This is a genomic window from Flexivirga endophytica, assembly GCF_014640635.1.
Lineage (GTDB): Bacteria > Actinomycetota > Actinomycetes > Actinomycetales > Dermatophilaceae > Flexivirga > Flexivirga endophytica.
This window is the reverse complement of sequence record NZ_BMHI01000007.1, coordinates 189,232-207,956: the sequence shown is the minus strand read 5'-3', so window position 1 is coordinate 207,956 and position 18,725 is coordinate 189,232. Positions and strand designations below refer to the sequence as shown.

The window sequence follows — 18,725 nt, the reverse complement described above, 5'->3', positions numbered from 1 at the left end:
ATGCCGGGCCCCGGGCCGGGGGACGCGCATCAGTCTCCCCAGTGTCGGGTTGTGCACGGGTTCGGGGTGCGGGGCCGGTCAGGTGGTGACACCGGGTCGGGTCCTGCACGCCGTATGCCGGGCCAGGCCGGCCCTCAGCCCACGGCAGCGAGCCGGTCCCGGTCGAACACCTTCGCCAGCGGGAGCAGCGCGACGAGCAGGACGACGGGCACGGCATACCCGATGCGCAGTGAACCGGTGCCGATCGCGCCGGTGAGGACCGAGCCGACCAGCGCGCCGACATAATTGAACTGGTTGAAACGCGCGATGACTGCGTCGGTGCGCGCCCGTGCGACGTCCGGATCGAGCGTGCCGTTGCCACGGGCCAGGGTGGCGGCCGCCGAGTAGGACAGCGGCGCGACGACCGCGATGCCGGCTCCGAGCACGAGGAAGCCGAGAACGCCGATCGGCCACGTGGGCGCGACGACCACGACGACCAGACCGACGATGGCAATCACGGCACCGCTGCGCAGCAGTTGCGGAGCGCCCAGGCGGTCGGTCATCCGGTCGCCGGCGATACGCGCCACCAGCGACGCCACCAGGTAGGGGAGCGTGGCCAGTGCGACCAGGCCTTCCGGAGCAGCGAGTGTGTGGTCGAAATAGACCGAGCCCCAAGTGGTCGAAGCGGTGTCGACCGTGTAGAAGATCACGCACGCGGCCCCGACCAGCAGGATCGGCCGCCACGGGATGCCGTCGGCCGCCTCCGGGTTCGGCGCGGTGCCCGAACCGGGCAGGAAGCGGGCGAACCCGACCACGAGCGGCAACACCGCCAGACCCGTCGACAGGGCGGCGATCGACGCGTGCGGCAGCGCGAGGGTGAGCAGCGTGCCGGTGATGCCGCCGGCGGTCCAGGCGCCGTGGAACGATGGCAGCACGGTCCGGCGCAGCTGGTGCTCGAGTGAGACCGCCTGCATGTTCGTCGTGGCGTCCACCATGCCGAGGACGACGCCATACACGGCCAGCCCGACGACGAGCACGGGAATGTTCGGGGCGTTGCCGCTGACCAACAACGCGACGGTGATCCCGAACAAACCGGTCCGCAGCAGGATGGCGCTGCCGCGGCGCGGCGCGACCTTCTCGGACAGCAGCGAGCCGCAGCCGGCGAGTAGCACGATCATCAGCATGAGCAGCGTGAGGCCCAATTGTGAGATGCCCCAATGGTCTTCGAACTTCGGCAGGCGCGTGGTGAGCGACAGGAAGGCGCAGCCCTGCACGAAGTAGCCCGCCGCGATCGCGGCGCGAGGGGAGTAGCTCACGTCGGCATCCTGGCACGCGGAGAAACCCGGCGGGGAGAAATTGGACGATTGACCATGTATGCCGCCCGATAAGCTCGGCACCATGCGGTTGCGGATCGACTTCGGGTATGACGGCACCGATTTCTCCGGCTGGGCCATGCAACCGGGCCGCCGGACCGTGGAGCAGGTGCTGTCCGAGGGCCTCGGCACGATCCTGCGCAGCGACCCGCCGAAGCTGACCGTCGCGGGACGCACCGATGCCGGCGTCCACGCTCGTGGCGCGGTCTGTCATGTCGACGTCGACGACGCCCTGTATGCCGCCCTGCCGGGCCGATCCACCCGCAGCCCGCGGGAGGCGGCAGTCAGCCGCCTCGGCGGAGTGCTCCCCGGCGACGTGGTGGTGCACCGCGTGACGATCGCGCCGGGGGGCTTCGACGCACGTTTCTCGGCGATGTCACGCCGCTACAGCTACCGACTCGTCGACGAGCCGGCCACCCTCGACCCGTTGCGACGCCGCGACACCGTGGTCGTGCGAGGACCACTCGACGTCGAGGCGATGGACGCGGCCGCCCGAAAACTGTTGGGATTGAAGGATTTCGCGGCGTTCTGCAAGAAGCGCGAGGGCGCGACGACGGTGCGCACGCTGCTGGACTACCGGTGGCATCGCGATGCCGACGGAGTCCTGATCGGCACGGTCCTCGCCGACGCGTTCTGCCACTCGATGGTCCGGTCCCTCGTGGGCGCAGTGGTCCCGGTGGGGCTCGGGCGCCATACCGAACAGTGGCCGGCCGAGGTGCTGACCGCCGGCCGGCGTGACCCCGGCGTGACTGTCATGGCGCCGCACGGCCTGTGCCTGGAAGAGGTGAGCTATCCGCCCGACGAGGAGCTGGCGACCCGGGCGGAGGCTTCCCGCGCGGTGCGCACGCTGCCCGTGGACTGAGCCAGGTTGGCGCGGACGAACCGGCCGATCTCGCGCATCGCCTCGGCGGCCTCGGGCACCCACGACGCGGCGGCCTGGAAGACGTGCACCTGACCGGTCCAGATCTGCAGTTGCGTCGGCACGCCCGCCTCGGCGAGCCGGTCGACCATGACTTCGGCATCGGGACGCAGGATCTCCCGTGAGCCCATCTGGATGAGCACCGGCGGCAGGCCGCTCAGGTCGGCGTCGATGGGGCACACGCGCTCGCCGTCGGCCTCGTGCTCGTCGTCGACGTGCGCGATGAGCCGTTGCAGGGCACGGCAGCTGCGCACGGTGAACAGGTCGCACTTGTCGCGGTGCGGGCTGGCCTCCTTGCGCTCGACGCCGAGATCGAGAAGCGGGGACAGGCCGGTGATCGACGCCGGCATCGGCAGACCCTCGTCGCGCAGCGCGAGCGCGACGGCGAACGCCAGGTAGCCGCCCGCGGAGTCGCCGACGACGCTGATCCGGTCGGCCGGGAAACCCTCGTCGAGCAACCACCGGTAGCCCGCCAGGCAGTCGGCGATCATGCCTTCGAGCGTGACCTCGGGCAGCATCCGGAAGTTGACGTTGAGCACGGGCTGCCGGGTGACGCGAGAGGTGGACGCGACCAGGCGGCGGTGCGAGGCCAGACTGCAGACGATGAACGCGCCGCCGCGCAGGTAGAGGACGGCGCCGTCGTCACGGGCGCGGGAGGCACGGATCCACTCTGCGTCGCACGGCCCGAGTTGCACCGTCCGGACGCTGGTGCCGATCGGCAGGGTCAGCTTGTCCGCGGTGCGGTCCATGACGCCGGACAACCGGGACAGCGACGGCACATAGCTCCACACGTTGAGAGCCGGCTTGGCCACCGTGCGCAGGCTGCCCGCCAGCGCGGCCGAGCGCCTGCTGGTGCGGGGGAACTTCGTCCGGACGGGGTGTGCGTGATCGACGTTCGGCCGCGTGGTCGACGTCATGGAGACTTCCTTCGCTCAGATCCGGCTGTCCACAGGGTGAAGTGACGCTGTCCAGCGCCCTACCCTAGGCCTACGGTTGCGTAACAAGCGTGATCTGCAGCGGAGAGGCGGCAAACCAATGCCCGGAATGGGACCGGTCGATTCGGGATTCCTGCTGATCGAGTCGCGCGAGCACCCGATGCACGTCGGCGGACTGCAGTTGTTCACGGTGCCCGACGGCGAGTCGCCGGACTGGGTGCGGCAACAGTTGACCGTCGCGAGCGAGCAGATCAGCCCGCGCTTCCGCCTGAAGCCGAAGGACCCGGTGGGGCTGCTGGGGAACTTCCGCTGGTCGGTCGACCAGCATCTCGACCTCGACCACCACATCCGGCGCTCCGCTGTGCCGGGGCCTCATCGGCTGCGCGAACTCTTCGAGCTGACCTCCCGCTGGCAGGGTTCGCTGCTCGATCGGCACCGGCCGCTGTGGGAGGCGCACGTCGTCGAGGGTCTCGAGGACGGCCGGGTGGCGGTCTTCTCCAAGATCCACCACGCGCTGGTCGACGGCGTGTCGGCGTTGCACCTGATGCAGCAGGCGTGCAGCCCGGATCCGGACGCGATGGACTGTATGCCGCCCTACGCGCTCCCCGCGAAAACGGTGCAAGCGACCGCGACCGAGAAGCGGACCGGCCACGCGCTGTCCAACCCGATGTCGGTGTTGCGCAGCGGCATGGATCTGGCCGGCGAGCTGGTGAGTATCGGCCCCAATTCGCTGAAGGTCGCCTACCGGTCGTTGCGCGACACCGGCCTGTCGACACCGTTCGACGCCCCGCGGACCATTCTCAACGGCCGGATCGGTGGATCCCGCCGGTTCGTCGCCCAGACGTTCGAGATCGGCCGGTTCCGGCAGGTCGCCAAGTCGTGCAACGTGTCGTTCAACGACGTCGTGCTCGCCGTGTGCGGCGGAGCCCTGCGGCGCTATCTCGGGGAGCTGGACGAGTTGCCGGATCGTTCGCTGACGGCGATGTGCCCGGTCAACCTACGCGATGAGTCCAGCGAGGTGGGTGGCAACGAGATCGGCGCGATGATCGCCACCCTCGGCACCCACGTCGATGACCCGCTCGAGCGGCTCGAGGACGTCCACGAGTCGACGACCGCGGCCAAGGAGACGATGCGCGAACTCACGCCGTTGCAGTTGCTGCTGATGTCCGGTTACAACGTCGCCGGTCTCGGACTGTCGATGCTGCCGACCTACAGCCTGGGTGGCCGCCCGCCGTTCAACGTCATCATCTCCAACGTGCCGGGACCTCGGAAACAGATGTATTTCAACGGCGCTCACCTCGAAGGCACCTATCCGGCGTCGATCCCCGTCGACGGTATGGCGATGAACATCACCCTGGTCACGTATGACGACCAGGTCGACTTCGGCATCACGGCCTGTCGACAGAGCGCACCCTCGGTGCAGCGGATGATCCACCACATCGAGGACGCGCTGGCCGAGCTGGAGGAAGCCACCGCCTGAGGCTCGGTGCGCCATACCGCGTGCTTGCGGGTATGCCGAAAGTGCGGTGGAGCGCACTTCCGGCATACCCGAAACACGATCTATGCCGTCAGCCGACCCGGATGGCCGCCTCCTTCGTCACGCCATTGACGGTGACGGAGAGCGTGGCGCTGCCCTTCCGCAGGGCGGTCAGCTTTCCGGTCGCAGGATCGAAGGTGACTACCGCCGGACCGTGCGAGGTGCCGACCCGCACGCCGTGACCGGCCCAGGCGGCGCTGACCGGCCAAGCGACCGGGACCTCCCGGGTGTCGTCCTGGTCGATGGTTGCGGTGACCTTCGCGCTCGCGCCGACCGCGAGCTGCTTCGGGGCCGTGAGTCGCAACGAGTCGACGCGTGCGTGCGTCTCGTCGCGCAGCCACTGCAGGCGTGCTCCGGTCCGCGGCACCGTGCCGACCTGACCGGCGGCCGGGTCGATGCCGAGCATCGTCCACCCTGTGAATCCGCCACGGTCCGCCGAGCCGCTGGGCGTCTTGCCGGAGTTGCCGTTGATCACGCGTGTGACGCCGTCCGCGGCGTCGGTGTAGAAGATCCCGACGTGGCCGTTGACCTGGGCGATCGACTTGCCGCTGGTCGCGGTGAAGCGCGCCAGGGTCCTACGCAGTGCGGCGGCCTCGTAGCGGTCACCGAGCTGCGACGCCTTGTCGGGTTGCGGGTCGTCGACCGGGTGGTGATTGAAGACCAGGACTCCGGTGATCCGTGGATTGCGCGCCGCGTCGGCGAGCTGCTGCTGCAGCATCCGCAGCTGTTCCGTCGAGCCGCCGGGATGCAGCGTGCCGGAGGACGAGTCGAGTGTGATGATCTTCGTGCGACCCAGGTCGCGGTGCGTCGAGGTGGCGCCGAAGACCTTCTCGAAGTTGCTGATCGGGCCACCCATCACCTCGTGGTTGCCGGGCACATAGATGTAGGGGACCTGCGTGCCGATCTCCTCGTCGAGGATCTTCTTCGCGAAGGCGATGTCGGCCGGAGAGGCCTCGTCGACCAGGTCACCGTCGATGACCAGCAGGTCCGGTTTCGCGGCGATGATCTCGCGCAGCGCACGCCGGCCCGCCTTGACGATCGCCGAGTCGGGGTCGCGTGCGACGAATTGGGTGTCGCTCATGACCGCGATCCGCTGCGGGCTGTCGTCGGTGCGACCACCCGCGACGACCGCGGGGTCGGTCGGCCACGGGCTCTCCGGCACCGACACTGCCGGCGGCACCTGCGCGGCCAGACCGGCTACCGCCAGCTGGTCGGTGTAGCCCGCGTCGGACCGCGTCTCCATGAAGCGGATCTTGGCCAGGGTGAGCGGGTATGGCGTCCCCGCCGGCACCGGGAAGCGCACCTGCTGCCAGCCGTTCCAGGTGACGATCGGATTGCTCGCGCCCTGCTCGGGGTCGAGGTTGGTGGTGGTGCCGTCGCCCTTGATGACCTGCAGCCGCGGCCATTCGCCCTTGCCGGTGCCCTTGATCCAGAGGGTGAGGGCCTGCGGCTGACCTGGAACGGCAATGGGTGCGGGCGGCACCGCATACGCACCACGGGTGGCGGTGCTGGTGCTGAAGTCGAGGTCGAGCGCGAGACCCTTGTTGCCGTTCGGACCCGGGACCGGGCTGACCGATCCGGTCGCCCGCGCGGCTTCGAAGGTCCAGGACGCGGCATCGGAGAAGTCGGCGAGGGTCTTCTCGTCATACCCCACGGTGACCGGGACGGTGACCTCGTGATCGGCGACGGTGAAGATGATCGACGTGGAGAGCTTGTCGGCCTTCGGCGTGACGGTGAAGCCGGAGACCCCGTCGGTGGCGACCGTGACGCCGTCGCCGGCGCGGACCCGGACGTCGCGCGTCTCGACGGGGACGCTGAAGCCGTCGGCATCCGTCGCGCTCAGACGGAGCATGCCGGTGTCGTCCCCGGACGGGATCGACAGCACCGTGCTGGACGGCGTCACCCGGGCGACCTTGCCGTGCACGGTGATCGGCGCGGTGGCTGCGGCGGGGCCGGCGCGGAGGGTGACCTTGGCGGAGCCGGTCGCGCGGCCGCGCACCACCGCTTGTCCGGAGCCGGTGGACACCCGCTCGAGCACTCGACCAGGCGCCGCGGTGAAGTGACCGCCGCCGGGGGTCGGCCCGAGGTCGGCCGCGAGTCGGGTGCCGTGCAGGGTGCGGCTCAGGCCGATCAGGGTGTCGTTGGCGCCGTCGGCGGTCAGGCCGGCCGCCGGCTGCAGGTCGGGGCGGACGGACACGTCCGTGGACGGGCCCGTGGCTGTCGAGCGGAAGACCAGCGCGTTGGAGACGCGTCGCTCGGCGCCGTCGGACGGGCGACCGACGACGGTGAGGTCGCTCGTGCCGGCGGGTCGCGCGACCATGTCCGTCGATCCGCCGCCGTCGAGGTTGATGGCGTTCCAGGCGCCGAGGTCGTCCATGAAGGCGGCCAGCTCCTGGATCGACATGCCGTGGCTGTCGCCCTGGCGGCCGTCGAGACTGACGACCCACAGCCGGCTGCCGTCCTTGCTGATACCGATAGCGGTGCGTGCCGCGGTCACCTCGTCGTCGGTCGTGCGCTTGCCGTCGGCGAGCAGCCGTTGGCTGCCGCCGACCGCCAGGTCGACCGAGGCGTTCGCCGTGACGGTGAGGTCGACGTGCGTGCCGACCTCGAGCGACGCGAGCTGTTCGGTCGCACTGCCCCGCGCGACGAGCACTGAGCTGCCGGACGGTATGTCGGCAGGCTCGTCCAACGCCGACCGGTCGTCGCTGACGGCGGTGACGACGTTCTTCTCGACGGTGAGGACGCGGACCTCCTCGCTCTTGCCGATGAGCCGGCCGATCGGGTACGTGCCCCACAGAGAAGTGAAGAGACCGACTGAATCTGCTGCGAACGTCGGCGAATTCACCGCCGCGATCTTTGTCGTGCCTTCACCGGCGGTGACGGTCGCGGCGGACATCAGCTGCTGGATCGCTGCCTTGCCGTCGGTCAGGGTGAACGCCTGTCGGGGCGTGGCGCCGGCGTTGTGCACCGTCCCGTCGCTCACATCGGTGCCGACGGGTGCGTCCGAGGCGTTCATGTCGTAGTAGTCGCCGTTGACCGCGGCGACGACGTGCGGTTGCTTCGCGAACTCGCTGACCGGTGCGTTGGCCCCCGAGACGGCTCCGCCGTCGGACAGGCCGAGGGAGAGCGACGGCGTCGCGAGGTCTGCGGTCATCACCCGGCCGGTGACCCAACCGCCGGGTTGCATGCGCTGGAACGATGTCAGATCCAATCCGGGTGCGACGGCCGTGGTGCGCTGCCGCAGGTAGACCGAATCGGCGCCGTCCAACCCGGCGAGTTGCTGGGAATGGGCGACCGGCGGGTGATCCGCCGCCGCGGCGGCGCGGCCGCCGGGTGCCACCAGCGCGCACGCGACGAGTGCGGCGGTGACGATCGCAACCAGGCGGAGGTTGATCCTGAGGAAAGCCTCACTGTGACGGACGGGGGTGGACAGGGGCTGAACACGACGAGGTGATGGCACCAGAACACCTTGGCGGCAAACCGGTCGCGTGGCAAGAGTTTCAGTCCAGCCGTCATTCCGCGTTCATTATTTACTTCTACTGTTCTGTCGTCAGTGGGCGGGCGGTGGCCGGACCGCGAAACGCACCGGTGTGCCGGGCGGGCACTGCGCCAGGTCGTCGAGGTCCCTGGCATCCACCACTCCGATCACGGGGTATCCGCCGGTGGTCGGATGGTCGGCCAGGAAGACGATGAGCTCGCCACTGGGCGGAGCCTGTACGGCGCCGAGTGGCATCGCCTCGCTCGGTCGCCCGGCGGGTTTGCCGGTCAGCTCAAAACCGTTGAGTCGTATGCCGATCCGGTCGCTATTGCTGGCGATGGTCCCGGAGGCTCGATCCAGCGTGCTGCGGTCAGCGCTGCTGAGGTCGGCGGGTCGTGGGCCGAGAGTCATCCGGAGGGTGAGCTCCGCCGGTGCCGTCGCAGGTGGCACGGCGCCGACCTCGGGTGGGTCGAGCATCTGGTTGCCGAGGGGGATGCGGTCCGTGGCAAGGACCTGCGCCGGCCCGATGCCGCTGGAGGTGTCGGTGCTCCAGGAGCCTGCGAATGCGCCGAGTGGTTCCAGTCCACCGCGGACGGTGAGATAGGTGCGCAGCCCGCGGTGCGCCGTGCCGAGGCGCAGTACGGCGCCGGAAGGCACCAACACCGGTGTGCCGAAGGCCGCCGGCGTGTCGTCGACCGTGACCGGGCACCACGCCCCGGTGACTGCCACGAGCACCGGGGCGTCCGGTTGCAGCTCGAGTCCGCCGAGCAGGACTTCAAGTCCGGGTGCGTGGGGTGCGTTGCCCAGCAGCCGATTTCCCTGGATGAGCGACCGTCGGTCGACGGCCCCGGACAGAGTGACCCCCTGCCCGGCGAGACCGGGACGTCCGAGGTCCTGGACGAGGCACTGCGGTCCGGTCCGCACGATCTCCAGGTGCCTCACCCGGGGTCCCCGCGAAGTATCGGAGCGAGGAACGAGCGGAGAACTTCGTGGGGTGGGACTCATCGGGGTGAAGGTCATCGGACAGCCTGAAAGGTGATCCGGTCGTTCGGTGCAGCGGTCGCGCCCGTGCCGTGGACGTCGAACATGACGTGCTCGGTGTGCCCGACCAGCTGCCAGCCGCCGGGTGAGGACCGTGGGTAGACGCCGCAGTAGGAACCCGCGAAACCGACCGAGCCCGTCGGTATCGCTGATCTGGGGGAGTGGCGGCGGTCGACCTCCCGATTGTGGTCGGCGCGGGTGAGGTAGCCGAATCCCGGCATGAATCCGAGGAATTCGACGGTCCACGGAGTGCTGGCGTGCCACCGGATCAGCGCATCCGTGGACATCGCGAGCTGCTCCGCCACGGTCGTGAGGTCGGGGCCGTCATACCGGACGTCGATGGTGTGCAAGCTGCCGGAGCTCGCCGTCGCCGGAGGAAGCGTGGTCAGATCGAGGTCGCGCAGTTGCGCGCTGAGGCGCCGCAACGCCTGCTGCGCCGTGGACTCGTCGACGGACATGTCGGAGACATCGAGCAGCACCGTGGACTCGGCGGGCACGATGTCGACACCGGAGTGTTCGGTCGACTCCAACCATGCGGTCAGGGCCCGTCGGGTGGGGGCGTCCGGCACCTCGGCGAGGAGCGCCCTGGCGCCATACGGCCGGAGTGTGAGGGGCTGGTCGCCGGTCACGACACGAAGGGCGCCAGCTCGACAGCGGCGCCGGCCAGTGCGTCCCGGACCGCGGCCGCCATCGCCACGGCGTCCGGTGAGTCCCCGTGCACGCAGACCGACTCCGCTTCCGTCGCGACCACCGAACCGTCGATCGCCTCGACATTCCGCTCGGTGACCATGCGGACCGCCCGTTGCGCGATCGCGGCGGGATCGGTCAGGACGGCGCCGGCGGTCGTCCGCGGCACCAGGGTGCCCTCCGGCGTGTACGCGCGATCGACGAAAGCCTCACGGACAGTGGGGATCCCGAGCGCAGTGGCTGCCGTCAGGATCGCCGACCCAGGCAGGCCGAGGACGGGCAACGCGCCCGCTGCGGCGACGGCGCGGACGACGGCGGCGGCCTGCTCCTCGTGGTGGACGACGGTGTTGTAGAGCGCACCGTGCGGCTTCACGTAGGTGACGCGGCTGCCGACACTGCGAGCGATGCCGTCCAGCGCGCCGATCTGATAAAGCACGTCGGCATACAGGTCATCGGCTGATACGTCGATGAAGCGGCGGCCGAAGCCGGCCAGGTCCCGGTAAGCGACCTGGGCTCCGATCCGCACACCACGCTCGGCTGCGGCGGCACACGTGCGGACCAGCGTCGTCGGGTCGCCGGCGTGGAAGCCACACGCGACGTTGGCGGAGGTGACCAGCCGCAACAGCGCCTCGTCGTCACCGAGGCGCCAGCGGCCGAAGGACTCACCGAGGTCGGCGTTCAGGTCGATGCGCACGGGGCCAGCCTAGGGCCGGTGAGACCACCCGAGGCCGCGCCGCGGTGCAGAGTTCAGCTGCTCGGGCCGCCGTATCCGCCGGGTCCAGCGCCCGGTCCGTCTTGCCGCCGGATGTATGCCTCGGCCGAGCCCCGCTGCAATGCGTTGTTGTTGTCCACGCCGGTGCCGCTGCCATCGCCGCCGCCGCGGCTGCGAACGATCAGCGTCAGTGCGGTGCACATCGCCAGGAACACGAGCAGGCAGATGATCCAGAACATGGTGTCCTCCCTGATGGATCCGTTGAACCCTGACGATCAGTAGAGCACCGGACTCGTCGGCGCGGTTGTCCCGTGACCGGATCGAGACCGCGCTGGTCGCCCAGCGGGACGAGCCACGGCTCGAAACCCGTCTATCGAACAGTGCCGAGGTACGAGTCGCGTATCGAAACCGCGCTCGCGGGTTGAGTAGCGGGAGGGACGAGCCGCGTATCGAAACCGCGCTCGCGGGTTGAGTAGCGGTGAGGGACGAGCCGCGTATCGAAACCGCGCTCGCGGGTTGAGTAGCGGTGAGGGACGAGCCGCGTATCGAAACCCGGATGACGCGGGTGGGGTGCATACGTGATGCTTGACGGTCGTGGGTCATATCGATGTCAACGGCGTGCACTACTTCCTGCCCGACGGCCGTCCGCTGCTCGGCGGCGTCAGCCTGCGCGTGGGTGAGGGCGCCAAGGTGGGGCTGGTCGGCCCCAACGGCACCGGCAAGACGACCCTGCTGCGGATCATCGCCGGCGAACTCGACGCGCACGAGGGTGCGATCACCCGCTCCGGCGGACTGGCGGTGATGCCCCAGTTCATCGGTCGCTCCCGACCCGATGGTGAGGGGTTCAGCGTCCGCGACCTGTTACTGACGGTCGCGCCGGAGCGGATCCGCAAGATTGCCAAGGCAGTTGACGTCTCCGAGCTGGGGATCATGGAGCGCGACGACGAGCCGGCGCAGCTGGCCTACGCGCAGGCGCTCGCGGACTGGGCCGAGGTCGGTGGCTACGACTGGGAGACAGCCTGCGACGTCTGCACGGTGTCCGCCATCGGCATACCTTTCGATCGCGCGCAGTTCCGCGATGTGTCAACGCTTTCCGGCGGTGAGCAGAAGCGGATCGTGTTGGAGTCGTTGTTGCGCGGCAATGAAGAGGTGCTACTGCTCGACGAGCCGGACAACTCCTTGGACGTGCCCACCAAGCGCTGGCTGGAAGCGCAACTCACGGCCTCTCCGAAGACCGTGTTGTTCATCAGCCACGACCGCGAGATGCTCGCGAACGTCGCGACCCGGATCGCGACGCTCGAGCCCGCTGCCGCCGGCGCCAATGCCTGGGTGCATCCGGGGAGCTTCACGACGTACCACCAGGCGCGGATCGATCGGATCAGCAAGCTGGAGGAGCTGCGCCGCCGGTGGGACGAGGAACACCTCAAACTCAAGCAACTCGTGCAGCGGCTCAAGATCAAGGCGACATACAACGACGGTATGGCGCCGCGTTATCGCGCCGCTCAGACGCGGCTGGCGAAGTTCGAGGAGGCCGGACCGCCGGAAGTGGTGCCCTTCGAGCAGAACGTCAACATGCGGCTGTCCGGTGGGCGGACGGCCAAGCGCGCGGTCGTCTGTGAGGGGCTCGAACTCACCGGGTTGATGAAACCGCTCGACCTCGAGGTCTGGTATGGCGAACGCGTCGCCGTGCTGGGGTCCAACGGGTCGGGCAAGTCGCACTTCCTCCGGTTGCTCGCGGCCGGTGGCTCGGACCCGGATGTCGAGCACCGGCCGATCGGCGACAACCCGCCGAAACCGGTGCAGCACAGCGGAATCGCGCGACTCGGGTCCCGCGTGCGCCCGGGCTGGTTCGCGCAGTCGGCGCAGGCGGGCAGCACACACGCGTGGGAGAAGCGGACGTTGCTGGAGATCCTGCATCGCGGCGACGAGCACCGCAACGGCATGCCGCGCGAGCAGGCCTCTCGTGCGCTCGACCGTTACGAGTTGGCGCGAGCGGCGGAGCAGGCTTTCGCCTCACTGTCCGGTGGGCAGCAGGCGCGCTTCCAGATCCTGCTGCTGGAGTTGTCCGGTGCGACGCTGCTGCTGCTGGACGAGCCGACGGACAACCTCGATCTGCACTCGGCCGAGGCGCTCGAAGCGGGCTTGGACGCGTTCGACGGCACGGTCGTGGCAGTCACCCACGACCGTTGGTTCGCAAGGGGATTCGACCGTTTCCTGGTCTTCGGATCCGACGGCAAGGTGCGTGAGGCGCCCGAGCCCGTGTGGGACGAGGATCGCGTTGACCGAGCGCGCTAGCCGACGTTGCGCAGCGACGGCCGCAACTCGTGCGGCGGCCGGTCCTCGTCGATGCCGAAGCTGATGATGCGCCGCGGGTGGATGCGGATCAGTGCACTGTCCTCGCCGTCGGGGACGAGCGCCTCGGCGGTGCCGCGTATCTCGAGGCACCGCACGCGCCACGGATCCGTCGATGGCAGGTCGTCGACGACGAAGGCCACCTTGCCGTTGTCCTCGACGTTGCGGAACTTGCGGCTCGCCGACATCCGGAACCCGTGTATGTCGATCGCCCCGGATGCGGCATCGACGGTGAAGCCGACCGGGCTCACTTGCAAGGTGCCGTTCGGTTGCTGTGTCGCAAGCCGGCCCAGGCGTTGGGAACGCAGGTAGCTCAGCTCTTCGGCGGTGAAGGTCTCGCTTGGTCGCGTGTTGGTGGTCGTCATACTCCGACGCTATGAGTTCAAGTCGACTTCAAGGCAAGGACGCTCTTCGACGGGCCGCGTTTCGTGTGGCGTCATCGCCTTCTGCACTGGGTCGACAGGTGGGAAAGTGGGGTCATGCGTCAAGGGTGGCTCTGCGCGACAGCGCTCATCGCGATGGTGCTCGGCGCCTGCAGCTCTTCGGGCGGCAGCCCGGTCCCCAGTCAACAACCGGCAAGTCCCACCAGCAGTCAGCAGCCACTCAGCGTGACGATCGGCATCGTGTATGTCGGAGGCCCGGCCCCCGGCTACACCGGACGGCTCGTGCCGGGCATCGTGTACCTGAGGGGATCGGGGATCGATCTGTCCCGGCAGGTGGCTGAGGGCCAAGCCGCAACGTTTCGGGTGGAGCCGGGCGACTACACGGCAACTGCCCGAAGCGGGGATGCCCAGTGCGCCGAGACGAAGGTCGCGGCATCGGCTCGCGCGGTCGGAGCGGGATCCCCGTGGTTGGTTCGGTGCCAGGTCAAATAGCCGAATGGCGGTGGCTGGCGGAGGTCGCCAATACCGCGAGCTATGACGCCAAGCATCAGACCGTCGCGTATGTCGAGCTCGCCGCCGAGGATCTGGAAGTGTCCACGGCCTTCTTATCGGACGTGTTCGGCTGGACCATCAACGACTACGGCTCCCACCGCGCCGGCATCCGAGCAGCGGAATGGGCCGGGGAGATCGGCGGTCTCAACCCGCACGTCTCAACCCGCACAGGGGGCGGATCACGGAGGAGCCATACGACTTCCCCGGCGGACGCCGGTTCCATTTCACGGATCCGGCCGGCAACGAACTCGCAGTGTGGACTTCAGCGTGAGGCCGTCGGCCACTCTCGCACCATAGAAGGGCTTGCGTGAGATCCGTTGTGGTCAAGGCGCCGTGACATCGTCCAGTTGTGAATTCGCACGCGCAACACCTGCCGCACAACCACCGTGGCAAGCGCTGGAGATCGCCGTCCCAGTAGCGGATGGCGAGCTCAATCGGTCGCCTCGTGGCGAAACGATGACACGCGGACCCGCCTCCGGCGGCACGTGTGTCCGCGGTAGTTCCCGGGTGTCGCCCACCCTCCGGTCGTGACCAGGATTGATGGCGCTGGATATACGGATCTACCGAAATGTGTTCGATGAAATGCTAGCCATTGACGTAGGTTCCAGGTATCCTGTACGTAAGCGAAAACGCTTACAGGGGAAGGGGATTAACGCCATGAGCATCAGTCATTCGGTAGTGGATGGTGCCCCTGTTGCGGAGCCGGGTCGGGGACCGGAAGTGCTTGGGATCCTGCAGGCTGCGGCGCAGCTGTTGGACGAGGTTCCGGGCGCGGTGCATCAGCTCGGCGACGACCAAGAAGCAGAGCTGATGACCGTGTTGTTGCGGTTGCAGGGCCGGTCGTCGCAAGTGGGCACGATCGTGGCCGCGGACGCCGTCGACCGGGGCGCGGTCACGAGGTCGGATGCGGCCACCACCGGGCAGTGGATCTCCGGGCGGCTGAGTGGCGAGACGCGACTGGAGCCCAAGACGATCCGGGTGATGGCGTCAGTGGCCGATGCGTGTCAGCACCGGAAGAACACCGTCATCACCCAAGCCCTACTCAAGGGATCGTGCTCGGTGGAGTCCGCACGGACCGCGCTGCTCCAAGCGGACAAGGTCGGTCCGGTCATCCCGACCGCCGAACGCGATGACGTGATGGGCTGGTTCCTACAAATCGACCCCTCGCTGGGGTGTGACGGGCTGACGAGGTTGACCCGGGCGATCATTGATCGGTTCGCCCCGGACGAGTTGTCCAAGGATGACGAGACGTTGGAAGGCACCGAATCCTTGTCCTGGTCCACCACTGCGACAGGGATGACCCGGCTGGTCGCGGAGTTGTCCCCGGCGAACGCCGCGATCCTCAAAGAAGCGATCACCGCCAAATCCGCACCACGACCCGCGAAACCCACTGACCCGACAGACAAAACCGACAAGGCGGCCGGAGCGGACGAGACCGCTCCGGCCAGTCGGAGCCACGGGTCGGGTGCCGCATTCGGGCTCAACCTCGACGACGACACCACCGACACTGCCGAGCGTTCGGGTACGGCCACTAACTCGGGTGAGTCGGTGCGTGATGAACGCTCCCCGGGCAAACGCCGCGTGGATGCGTTGATGGACCTGGTCGGTGCCGGCGCCCGGGCAGCAGCCGGCGACGGCGTGCAAGCAAGTGCGGCGACCGTGCTTCTGACGATGGGGCTGCAGGAGCTACTCAAGGGCCATGGCGGCACCACCGGCACCGGTGACGTGCTCGACGCGGGTGCTGCCCGCCGGTTGGCGTGCACTGCGGACCTGATCCCGGTCGTGCTCGGCGGCCCCAGTCAACCGTTGGACGTGGGGCGGCGAGAACGGTTGGCTACCAAAGCGATCCGGGCCGCAGTCATCCTGCGGGATGGCGGATGCAGCTTCCCCGATTGTGATCGGCCACCAGGGTTCTGCGAGATCCACCACGTCACACCGTGGTGGGCCGGCGGCGAAACCTCCCTGACGGATTCGGCGATGCTGTGCGGCCGACACCACCAGACCGTGCACCGACAGGGCTACACCGCCGACGTAAGACCCGACCGTGTGGTTTGGGATCTGACACCCGGGCGGATGCCCGGCCACCAAACCGCGACCGCCTGAGCTTCTCAAGAGAACGATTCCGATGTAGACGAATCCATCCGCGTCGTCGATCTCCTTGCCCCGCTGCACGATCGACAACCGGCAACTCTGTGATGCGAGACTGACGCAATGAAGTTGCTGCACACGGACAAGGCTGTTGTCGGCAAGCGTGTGCTCTCTTCTGACACCGAACCCGACGACAGCGACGTCCTGTCGCAAGACCTCCGCGCACGCAATCACGTGTTGATGCCGCATCACCCGGGCGTGATCGACCAGTTCGTCGGGCCCGGCCTGAATCACTGCATTTCGCGGTTCCTCGGATTGGAGCATGAGCCGATCAGCATGGTCGTCGGCTACGACCACGACAACGATGGCGTATACCTCGGACTCGTCGACCCAACCGACGACGATTGGCTCACCGCCATAACCAGCGGCTGGTGGGCAAGCCCATCCGAGGCTGAGCTCTAAGACTCTCGCCGAGGATGTCTCGATAACCAATCGGCTATCGACACGCGCTGACGAGGTACAACGGTTGGTGCAGTTCAGCGGTGCTGATGGTTGAGGCTCGCCACTGTCGGGCGGTTAGTTCTTCAAGGCACGCGTCATCATGAGTGTGGCGTTATCGTCGATCGGGATGGACCGACAGGGCTCGACGGTGCGGTACTCGTACATGACGCCGCAACCGTCTGGCAAATAGCCGCGGCGCACATACAGTCGCTGGGCGGCGCCGTAGTCGGCATACAAACCCACACCCAGCCCGACAACCGCGCTACGGGCACCGGCGGCGCTCTCCACAGCGTCCAGTAGCGCGGTACCGACGCCGCGTTGACGGTAGGGCGGGAGCACGTTCAGGTCGGCGATCTCAGGTATACCCGCCGCATTGAACGGCTGATACGTCGACTTCCACAGCAGGGTGCAGTAGCCGGCAACCGCACCCCCTACATCAGCGATATAGCAAGCTCGAGCACCGTGCCGCTGATCGTCGAGGTAACCACGGAACGTCTCGACCGATTTGTGCCACCCGTGCTGGGCGAAGCTCTCGAATAGGCGTGTGACGTCGGCTTGCTCGAAGGGTCGGATCCGGTAGCCCGGCTCACCTGCGGCAAACGCCTTGTCAGTCATCCTCGAACTGTTACAGAGACCCGACGCGTTTTCACGCCAATACACTTCGTCCCGGTCTACCGCGGAGCTGAGGCGAGCACCGTCCGATAGACCATCCGCAAAGGGCGACGCCTGTCTAGCTTTGGCCGGAGGGCCTACCTCTTCCGGTTGGCGATGGCAGGGAGTGAGCGCCCAAACGAGGCGAAGCTCTTGTAGGGCTCGCCCTGCAGCACACGGGCCGTGATCGCAAATGGGAAGCCGGTTATGCCCAGGACGGCAACCGCGTACGCGCCCTCGGCTTGCTCGTGCTCGATCCAGGTGCCATCGAGAGCACGGATGATCACTTCGCCAAGATACGCACCGATCAATTTCCACCACAGATCCAGTCGTTCGGCCGATAACGGTCCGCTCTCGAGTAGCCGATCGGCGATAGCATCGAGCTGCTCCAAGCTCGCCAGCTGCCAGTCGAGCGTCGTGACAAACTGCTTGGCTACGAGTTGCACGCACTCATCAGCGATGGTCATGAGTTCAGTTCGCTCGACGGCCACCACCGGATCATCTCACTCTCACTCGGAGACGTGCCGACAGATTCGGTCGGTTGCTCCCGCTCGCTGTACGTCGAAGCCTCATTCCGGTCCCGCTCGATCACCTTGTGCAACTCGTTCGCCGCAGCCGCATCGACATCCGGAACTTCAGCGGGATGTGTGGTTATCAGTCCGAGGACGAGGTACTTGGAGACTTTGTCGCACGCCCGGTTTGGCCCGTCCCATATGAGCTTCCACAAACGGCGAACCCCACGTCAGGACGTGATTCCGCGCCGGCATGGCGATGCCCGTCCCGTAGACCCCGTCCGCGTGGACATCCCGGGACGCGGGCCGGCTACGGCACGCGAGGCGCACATCTCGGAACCGCCGCGCCGGTCACTCTGCCACCTGAGCATTGGGGACTCTGGTCAGCGCGGAAGACGCTCATCGACATCCAATCGGCAGCATGTCCAGGTGCTGCCGAAACTCGTCGGCAAACGCTGTCGAAACTCACCTATATAACCATTCCTGGTTGACCAACCAACTCAACGCCGGCCGCGCGCAGGCCGAGGCCGCAGTGCAGCTGGTCGATGAGCAGCTGCTCCGAGCCGTCGTAGACCTGCGTTCGCACGGTATGTCGCACTTCGACGCACACTTCGACAACGTCCTGACCGACGGCCACCGGATCTATCTCTCCGACTTCGGCCTCGCGATCTCGGGTCAATTCCAGCTGGACAGCAAAGAACGAGATTTTGTCATGCGCACTTCCGATCAGGACCTTGCCTACTGCGCGACAGCCCTGGTCAACACCATTGTCAGCACCCACTTCGGCTTCGCAAGAGCCGATCAACGCAACGACTACCTGCGGCGCTGCGTTCACAGCGGCCTGGCCCGGGGTCTTATCGGCACGATCGCTGACACCGTGGTGCGTTACGCCACCGTCGCGACGATCATCAACGACTTCTACTGGAAGCTGCACGACGGTGAGTTGACCGCCGAGTACCCGACGGCCGCGATCGCGTTGGCGATCGAACGGGCGGGCCTGCTGTAACCGGCCGGCTCCGGCGACC

General features: G+C 67.7%; 17 protein-coding genes. 7 read left to right on the top strand and 10 right to left on the bottom strand.

Going from position 1 to position 18,725, the window contains the following annotated elements; all coding sequences use genetic code 11:
• Positions 1-134: 134 nt before the first annotated feature.
• A complete protein-coding gene (locus IEX71_RS20795; RefSeq protein WP_188838992.1) occupies positions 135-1,295 on the bottom strand; it encodes an MFS transporter in 1,161 nt (386 codons plus the stop codon).
• A gap of 82 nt (positions 1,296-1,377) precedes the next feature.
• Between IEX71_RS20795 and IEX71_RS20790 the strand changes: the two genes are divergently transcribed.
• Entirely contained in the window at positions 1,378-2,214 is an 837-nt protein-coding gene (locus IEX71_RS20790; protein ID WP_188839048.1) for a tRNA pseudouridine synthase A, read from the top strand.
• Here IEX71_RS20790 and IEX71_RS20785 read toward each other — a convergent pair.
• Positions 2,142-3,188, bottom strand: a complete 1,047-nt coding sequence (locus tag IEX71_RS20785; protein WP_188838991.1) for an alpha/beta hydrolase — start codon at positions 3,186-3,188, stop codon at positions 2,142-2,144. The two genes, IEX71_RS20790 and IEX71_RS20785, sit on opposite strands and share 73 nt — an antisense overlap.
• A gap of 118 nt (positions 3,189-3,306) precedes the next feature.
• On the opposite strand from IEX71_RS20785, the gene IEX71_RS20780 reads away from it, so the two are divergent.
• Positions 3,307-4,686 carry a WS/DGAT/MGAT family O-acyltransferase gene (locus tag IEX71_RS20780; RefSeq protein WP_188838990.1) on the top strand — a complete coding sequence of 460 codons (1,380 nt, stop codon included), beginning with the start codon at positions 3,307-3,309 and terminating at the stop codon, positions 4,684-4,686.
• Between the two features lie 88 nt (positions 4,687-4,774).
• Here the strand turns inward: IEX71_RS20780 and IEX71_RS20775 are convergent, their stop codons facing one another.
• The 5 genes from IEX71_RS20775 to IEX71_RS20755 form a co-directional block, all read right to left on the bottom strand.
• Entirely contained in the window at positions 4,775-8,203 is a 3,429-nt protein-coding gene (locus IEX71_RS20775; protein ID WP_188838989.1) for a phosphodiester glycosidase family protein, read from the bottom strand.
• 90 nt (positions 8,204-8,293) lie between these two features.
• Positions 8,294-9,163, bottom strand: coding sequence for a 5-oxoprolinase subunit C family protein (locus IEX71_RS20770; RefSeq protein ID WP_229749922.1), 870 nt, complete (start codon positions 9,161-9,163; stop codon positions 8,294-8,296).
• A 74-nt stretch (positions 9,164-9,237) separates the two neighbouring features.
• Positions 9,238-9,891: a 5-oxoprolinase subunit B family protein gene (locus IEX71_RS20765; protein WP_188838987.1), complete on the bottom strand. Its 654-nt coding sequence runs from the start codon at positions 9,889-9,891 to the stop codon at positions 9,238-9,240.
• On the bottom strand, positions 9,888-10,637 hold the full coding sequence (locus tag IEX71_RS20760; RefSeq protein ID WP_229749929.1) for a LamB/YcsF family protein: 750 nt from the start codon (positions 10,635-10,637) through the stop codon (positions 9,888-9,890). The genes IEX71_RS20765 and IEX71_RS20760 overlap by 4 nt, the downstream gene beginning before the upstream one ends.
• A gap of 59 nt (positions 10,638-10,696) precedes the next feature.
• Positions 10,697-10,900 carry a hypothetical protein gene (locus IEX71_RS20755; RefSeq protein WP_188838985.1) on the bottom strand — a complete coding sequence of 68 codons (204 nt, stop codon included), beginning with the start codon at positions 10,898-10,900 and terminating at the stop codon, positions 10,697-10,699.
• Positions 10,901-11,255: 355 nt separating this feature from the next.
• Here IEX71_RS20755 and IEX71_RS20750 point away from each other — a divergent pair, with 355 nt between their 5' ends.
• The gene (locus IEX71_RS20750; protein WP_188838984.1) at positions 11,256-12,956 is read left to right on the top strand and encodes an ABC-F family ATP-binding cassette domain-containing protein; all 1,701 of its coding nucleotides are present in this window, start codon (positions 11,256-11,258) and stop codon (positions 12,954-12,956) included.
• Here IEX71_RS20750 and IEX71_RS20745 read toward each other — a convergent pair.
• A complete protein-coding gene (locus tag IEX71_RS20745) occupies positions 12,953-13,378 on the bottom strand; it encodes a PPOX class F420-dependent oxidoreductase (protein WP_188838983.1) in 426 nt (141 codons plus the stop codon). The genes IEX71_RS20750 and IEX71_RS20745 overlap by 4 nt on opposite strands.
• 114 nt (positions 13,379-13,492) lie before the next feature.
• Here IEX71_RS20745 and IEX71_RS20740 point away from each other — a divergent pair, with 114 nt between their 5' ends.
• From IEX71_RS20740 to IEX71_RS20730, 3 genes are all read left to right on the top strand, one after another.
• Positions 13,493-13,888 carry a hypothetical protein gene (locus IEX71_RS20740; protein ID WP_188838982.1) on the top strand — a complete coding sequence of 132 codons (396 nt, stop codon included), beginning with the start codon at positions 13,493-13,495 and terminating at the stop codon, positions 13,886-13,888.
• 780 nt (positions 13,889-14,668) lie between these two features.
• Positions 14,669-16,051, top strand: coding sequence for an HNH endonuclease signature motif containing protein (locus tag IEX71_RS20735; RefSeq protein ID WP_188838981.1), 1,383 nt, complete (start codon positions 14,669-14,671; stop codon positions 16,049-16,051).
• Positions 16,052-16,159: 108 nt separating this feature from the next.
• A complete protein-coding gene (locus IEX71_RS20730; RefSeq protein ID WP_188838980.1) occupies positions 16,160-16,498 on the top strand; it encodes a hypothetical protein in 339 nt (112 codons plus the stop codon).
• Positions 16,499-16,612: 114 nt separating this feature from the next.
• On the opposite strand, the gene IEX71_RS20725 is transcribed toward IEX71_RS20730, so the two are convergent.
• Both IEX71_RS20725 and IEX71_RS20720 read right to left on the bottom strand, forming a co-directional pair.
• Entirely contained in the window at positions 16,613-17,152 is a 540-nt protein-coding gene (locus tag IEX71_RS20725) for a GNAT family N-acetyltransferase (protein WP_188838979.1), read from the bottom strand.
• A 134-nt stretch (positions 17,153-17,286) separates the two neighbouring features.
• Positions 17,287-17,679: a hypothetical protein gene (locus IEX71_RS20720; RefSeq protein WP_229749921.1), complete on the bottom strand. Its 393-nt coding sequence runs from the start codon at positions 17,677-17,679 to the stop codon at positions 17,287-17,289.
• Positions 17,680-18,187: 508 nt separating this feature from the next.
• Between IEX71_RS20720 and IEX71_RS20715 the strand changes: the two genes are divergently transcribed.
• The gene (locus tag IEX71_RS20715) at positions 18,188-18,706 is read left to right on the top strand and encodes a protein kinase family protein (protein WP_188838978.1); all 519 of its coding nucleotides are present in this window, start codon (positions 18,188-18,190) and stop codon (positions 18,704-18,706) included.
• Positions 18,707-18,725: the final 19 nt, after the last annotated feature.

Coding starts and splice junctions, on each gene's coding strand:
- IEX71_RS20790 (WP_188839048.1), top strand. CDS start 1,378: ATGCGGTTGCGGATCGACTTCGGGTATGACGGCACCGATTTCTCCGGC.
- IEX71_RS20785 (WP_188838991.1), bottom strand. CDS start 3,188: ATGACGTCGACCACGCGGCCGAACGTCGATCACGCACACCCCGTCCGG.
- IEX71_RS20780 (WP_188838990.1), top strand. CDS start 3,307: ATGCCCGGAATGGGACCGGTCGATTCGGGATTCCTGCTGATCGAGTCG.
- IEX71_RS20755 (WP_188838985.1), bottom strand. CDS start 10,900: ATGTTCTGGATCATCTGCCTGCTCGTGTTCCTGGCGATGTGCACCGCA.
- IEX71_RS20745 (WP_188838983.1), bottom strand. CDS start 13,378: ATGACGACCACCAACACGCGACCAAGCGAGACCTTCACCGCCGAAGAG.
- IEX71_RS20740 (WP_188838982.1), top strand. CDS start 13,493: ATGCGTCAAGGGTGGCTCTGCGCGACAGCGCTCATCGCGATGGTGCTC.
- IEX71_RS20730 (WP_188838980.1), top strand. CDS start 16,160: ATGAAGTTGCTGCACACGGACAAGGCTGTTGTCGGCAAGCGTGTGCTC.
- IEX71_RS20725 (WP_188838979.1), bottom strand. CDS start 17,152: ATGACTGACAAGGCGTTTGCCGCAGGTGAGCCGGGCTACCGGATCCGA.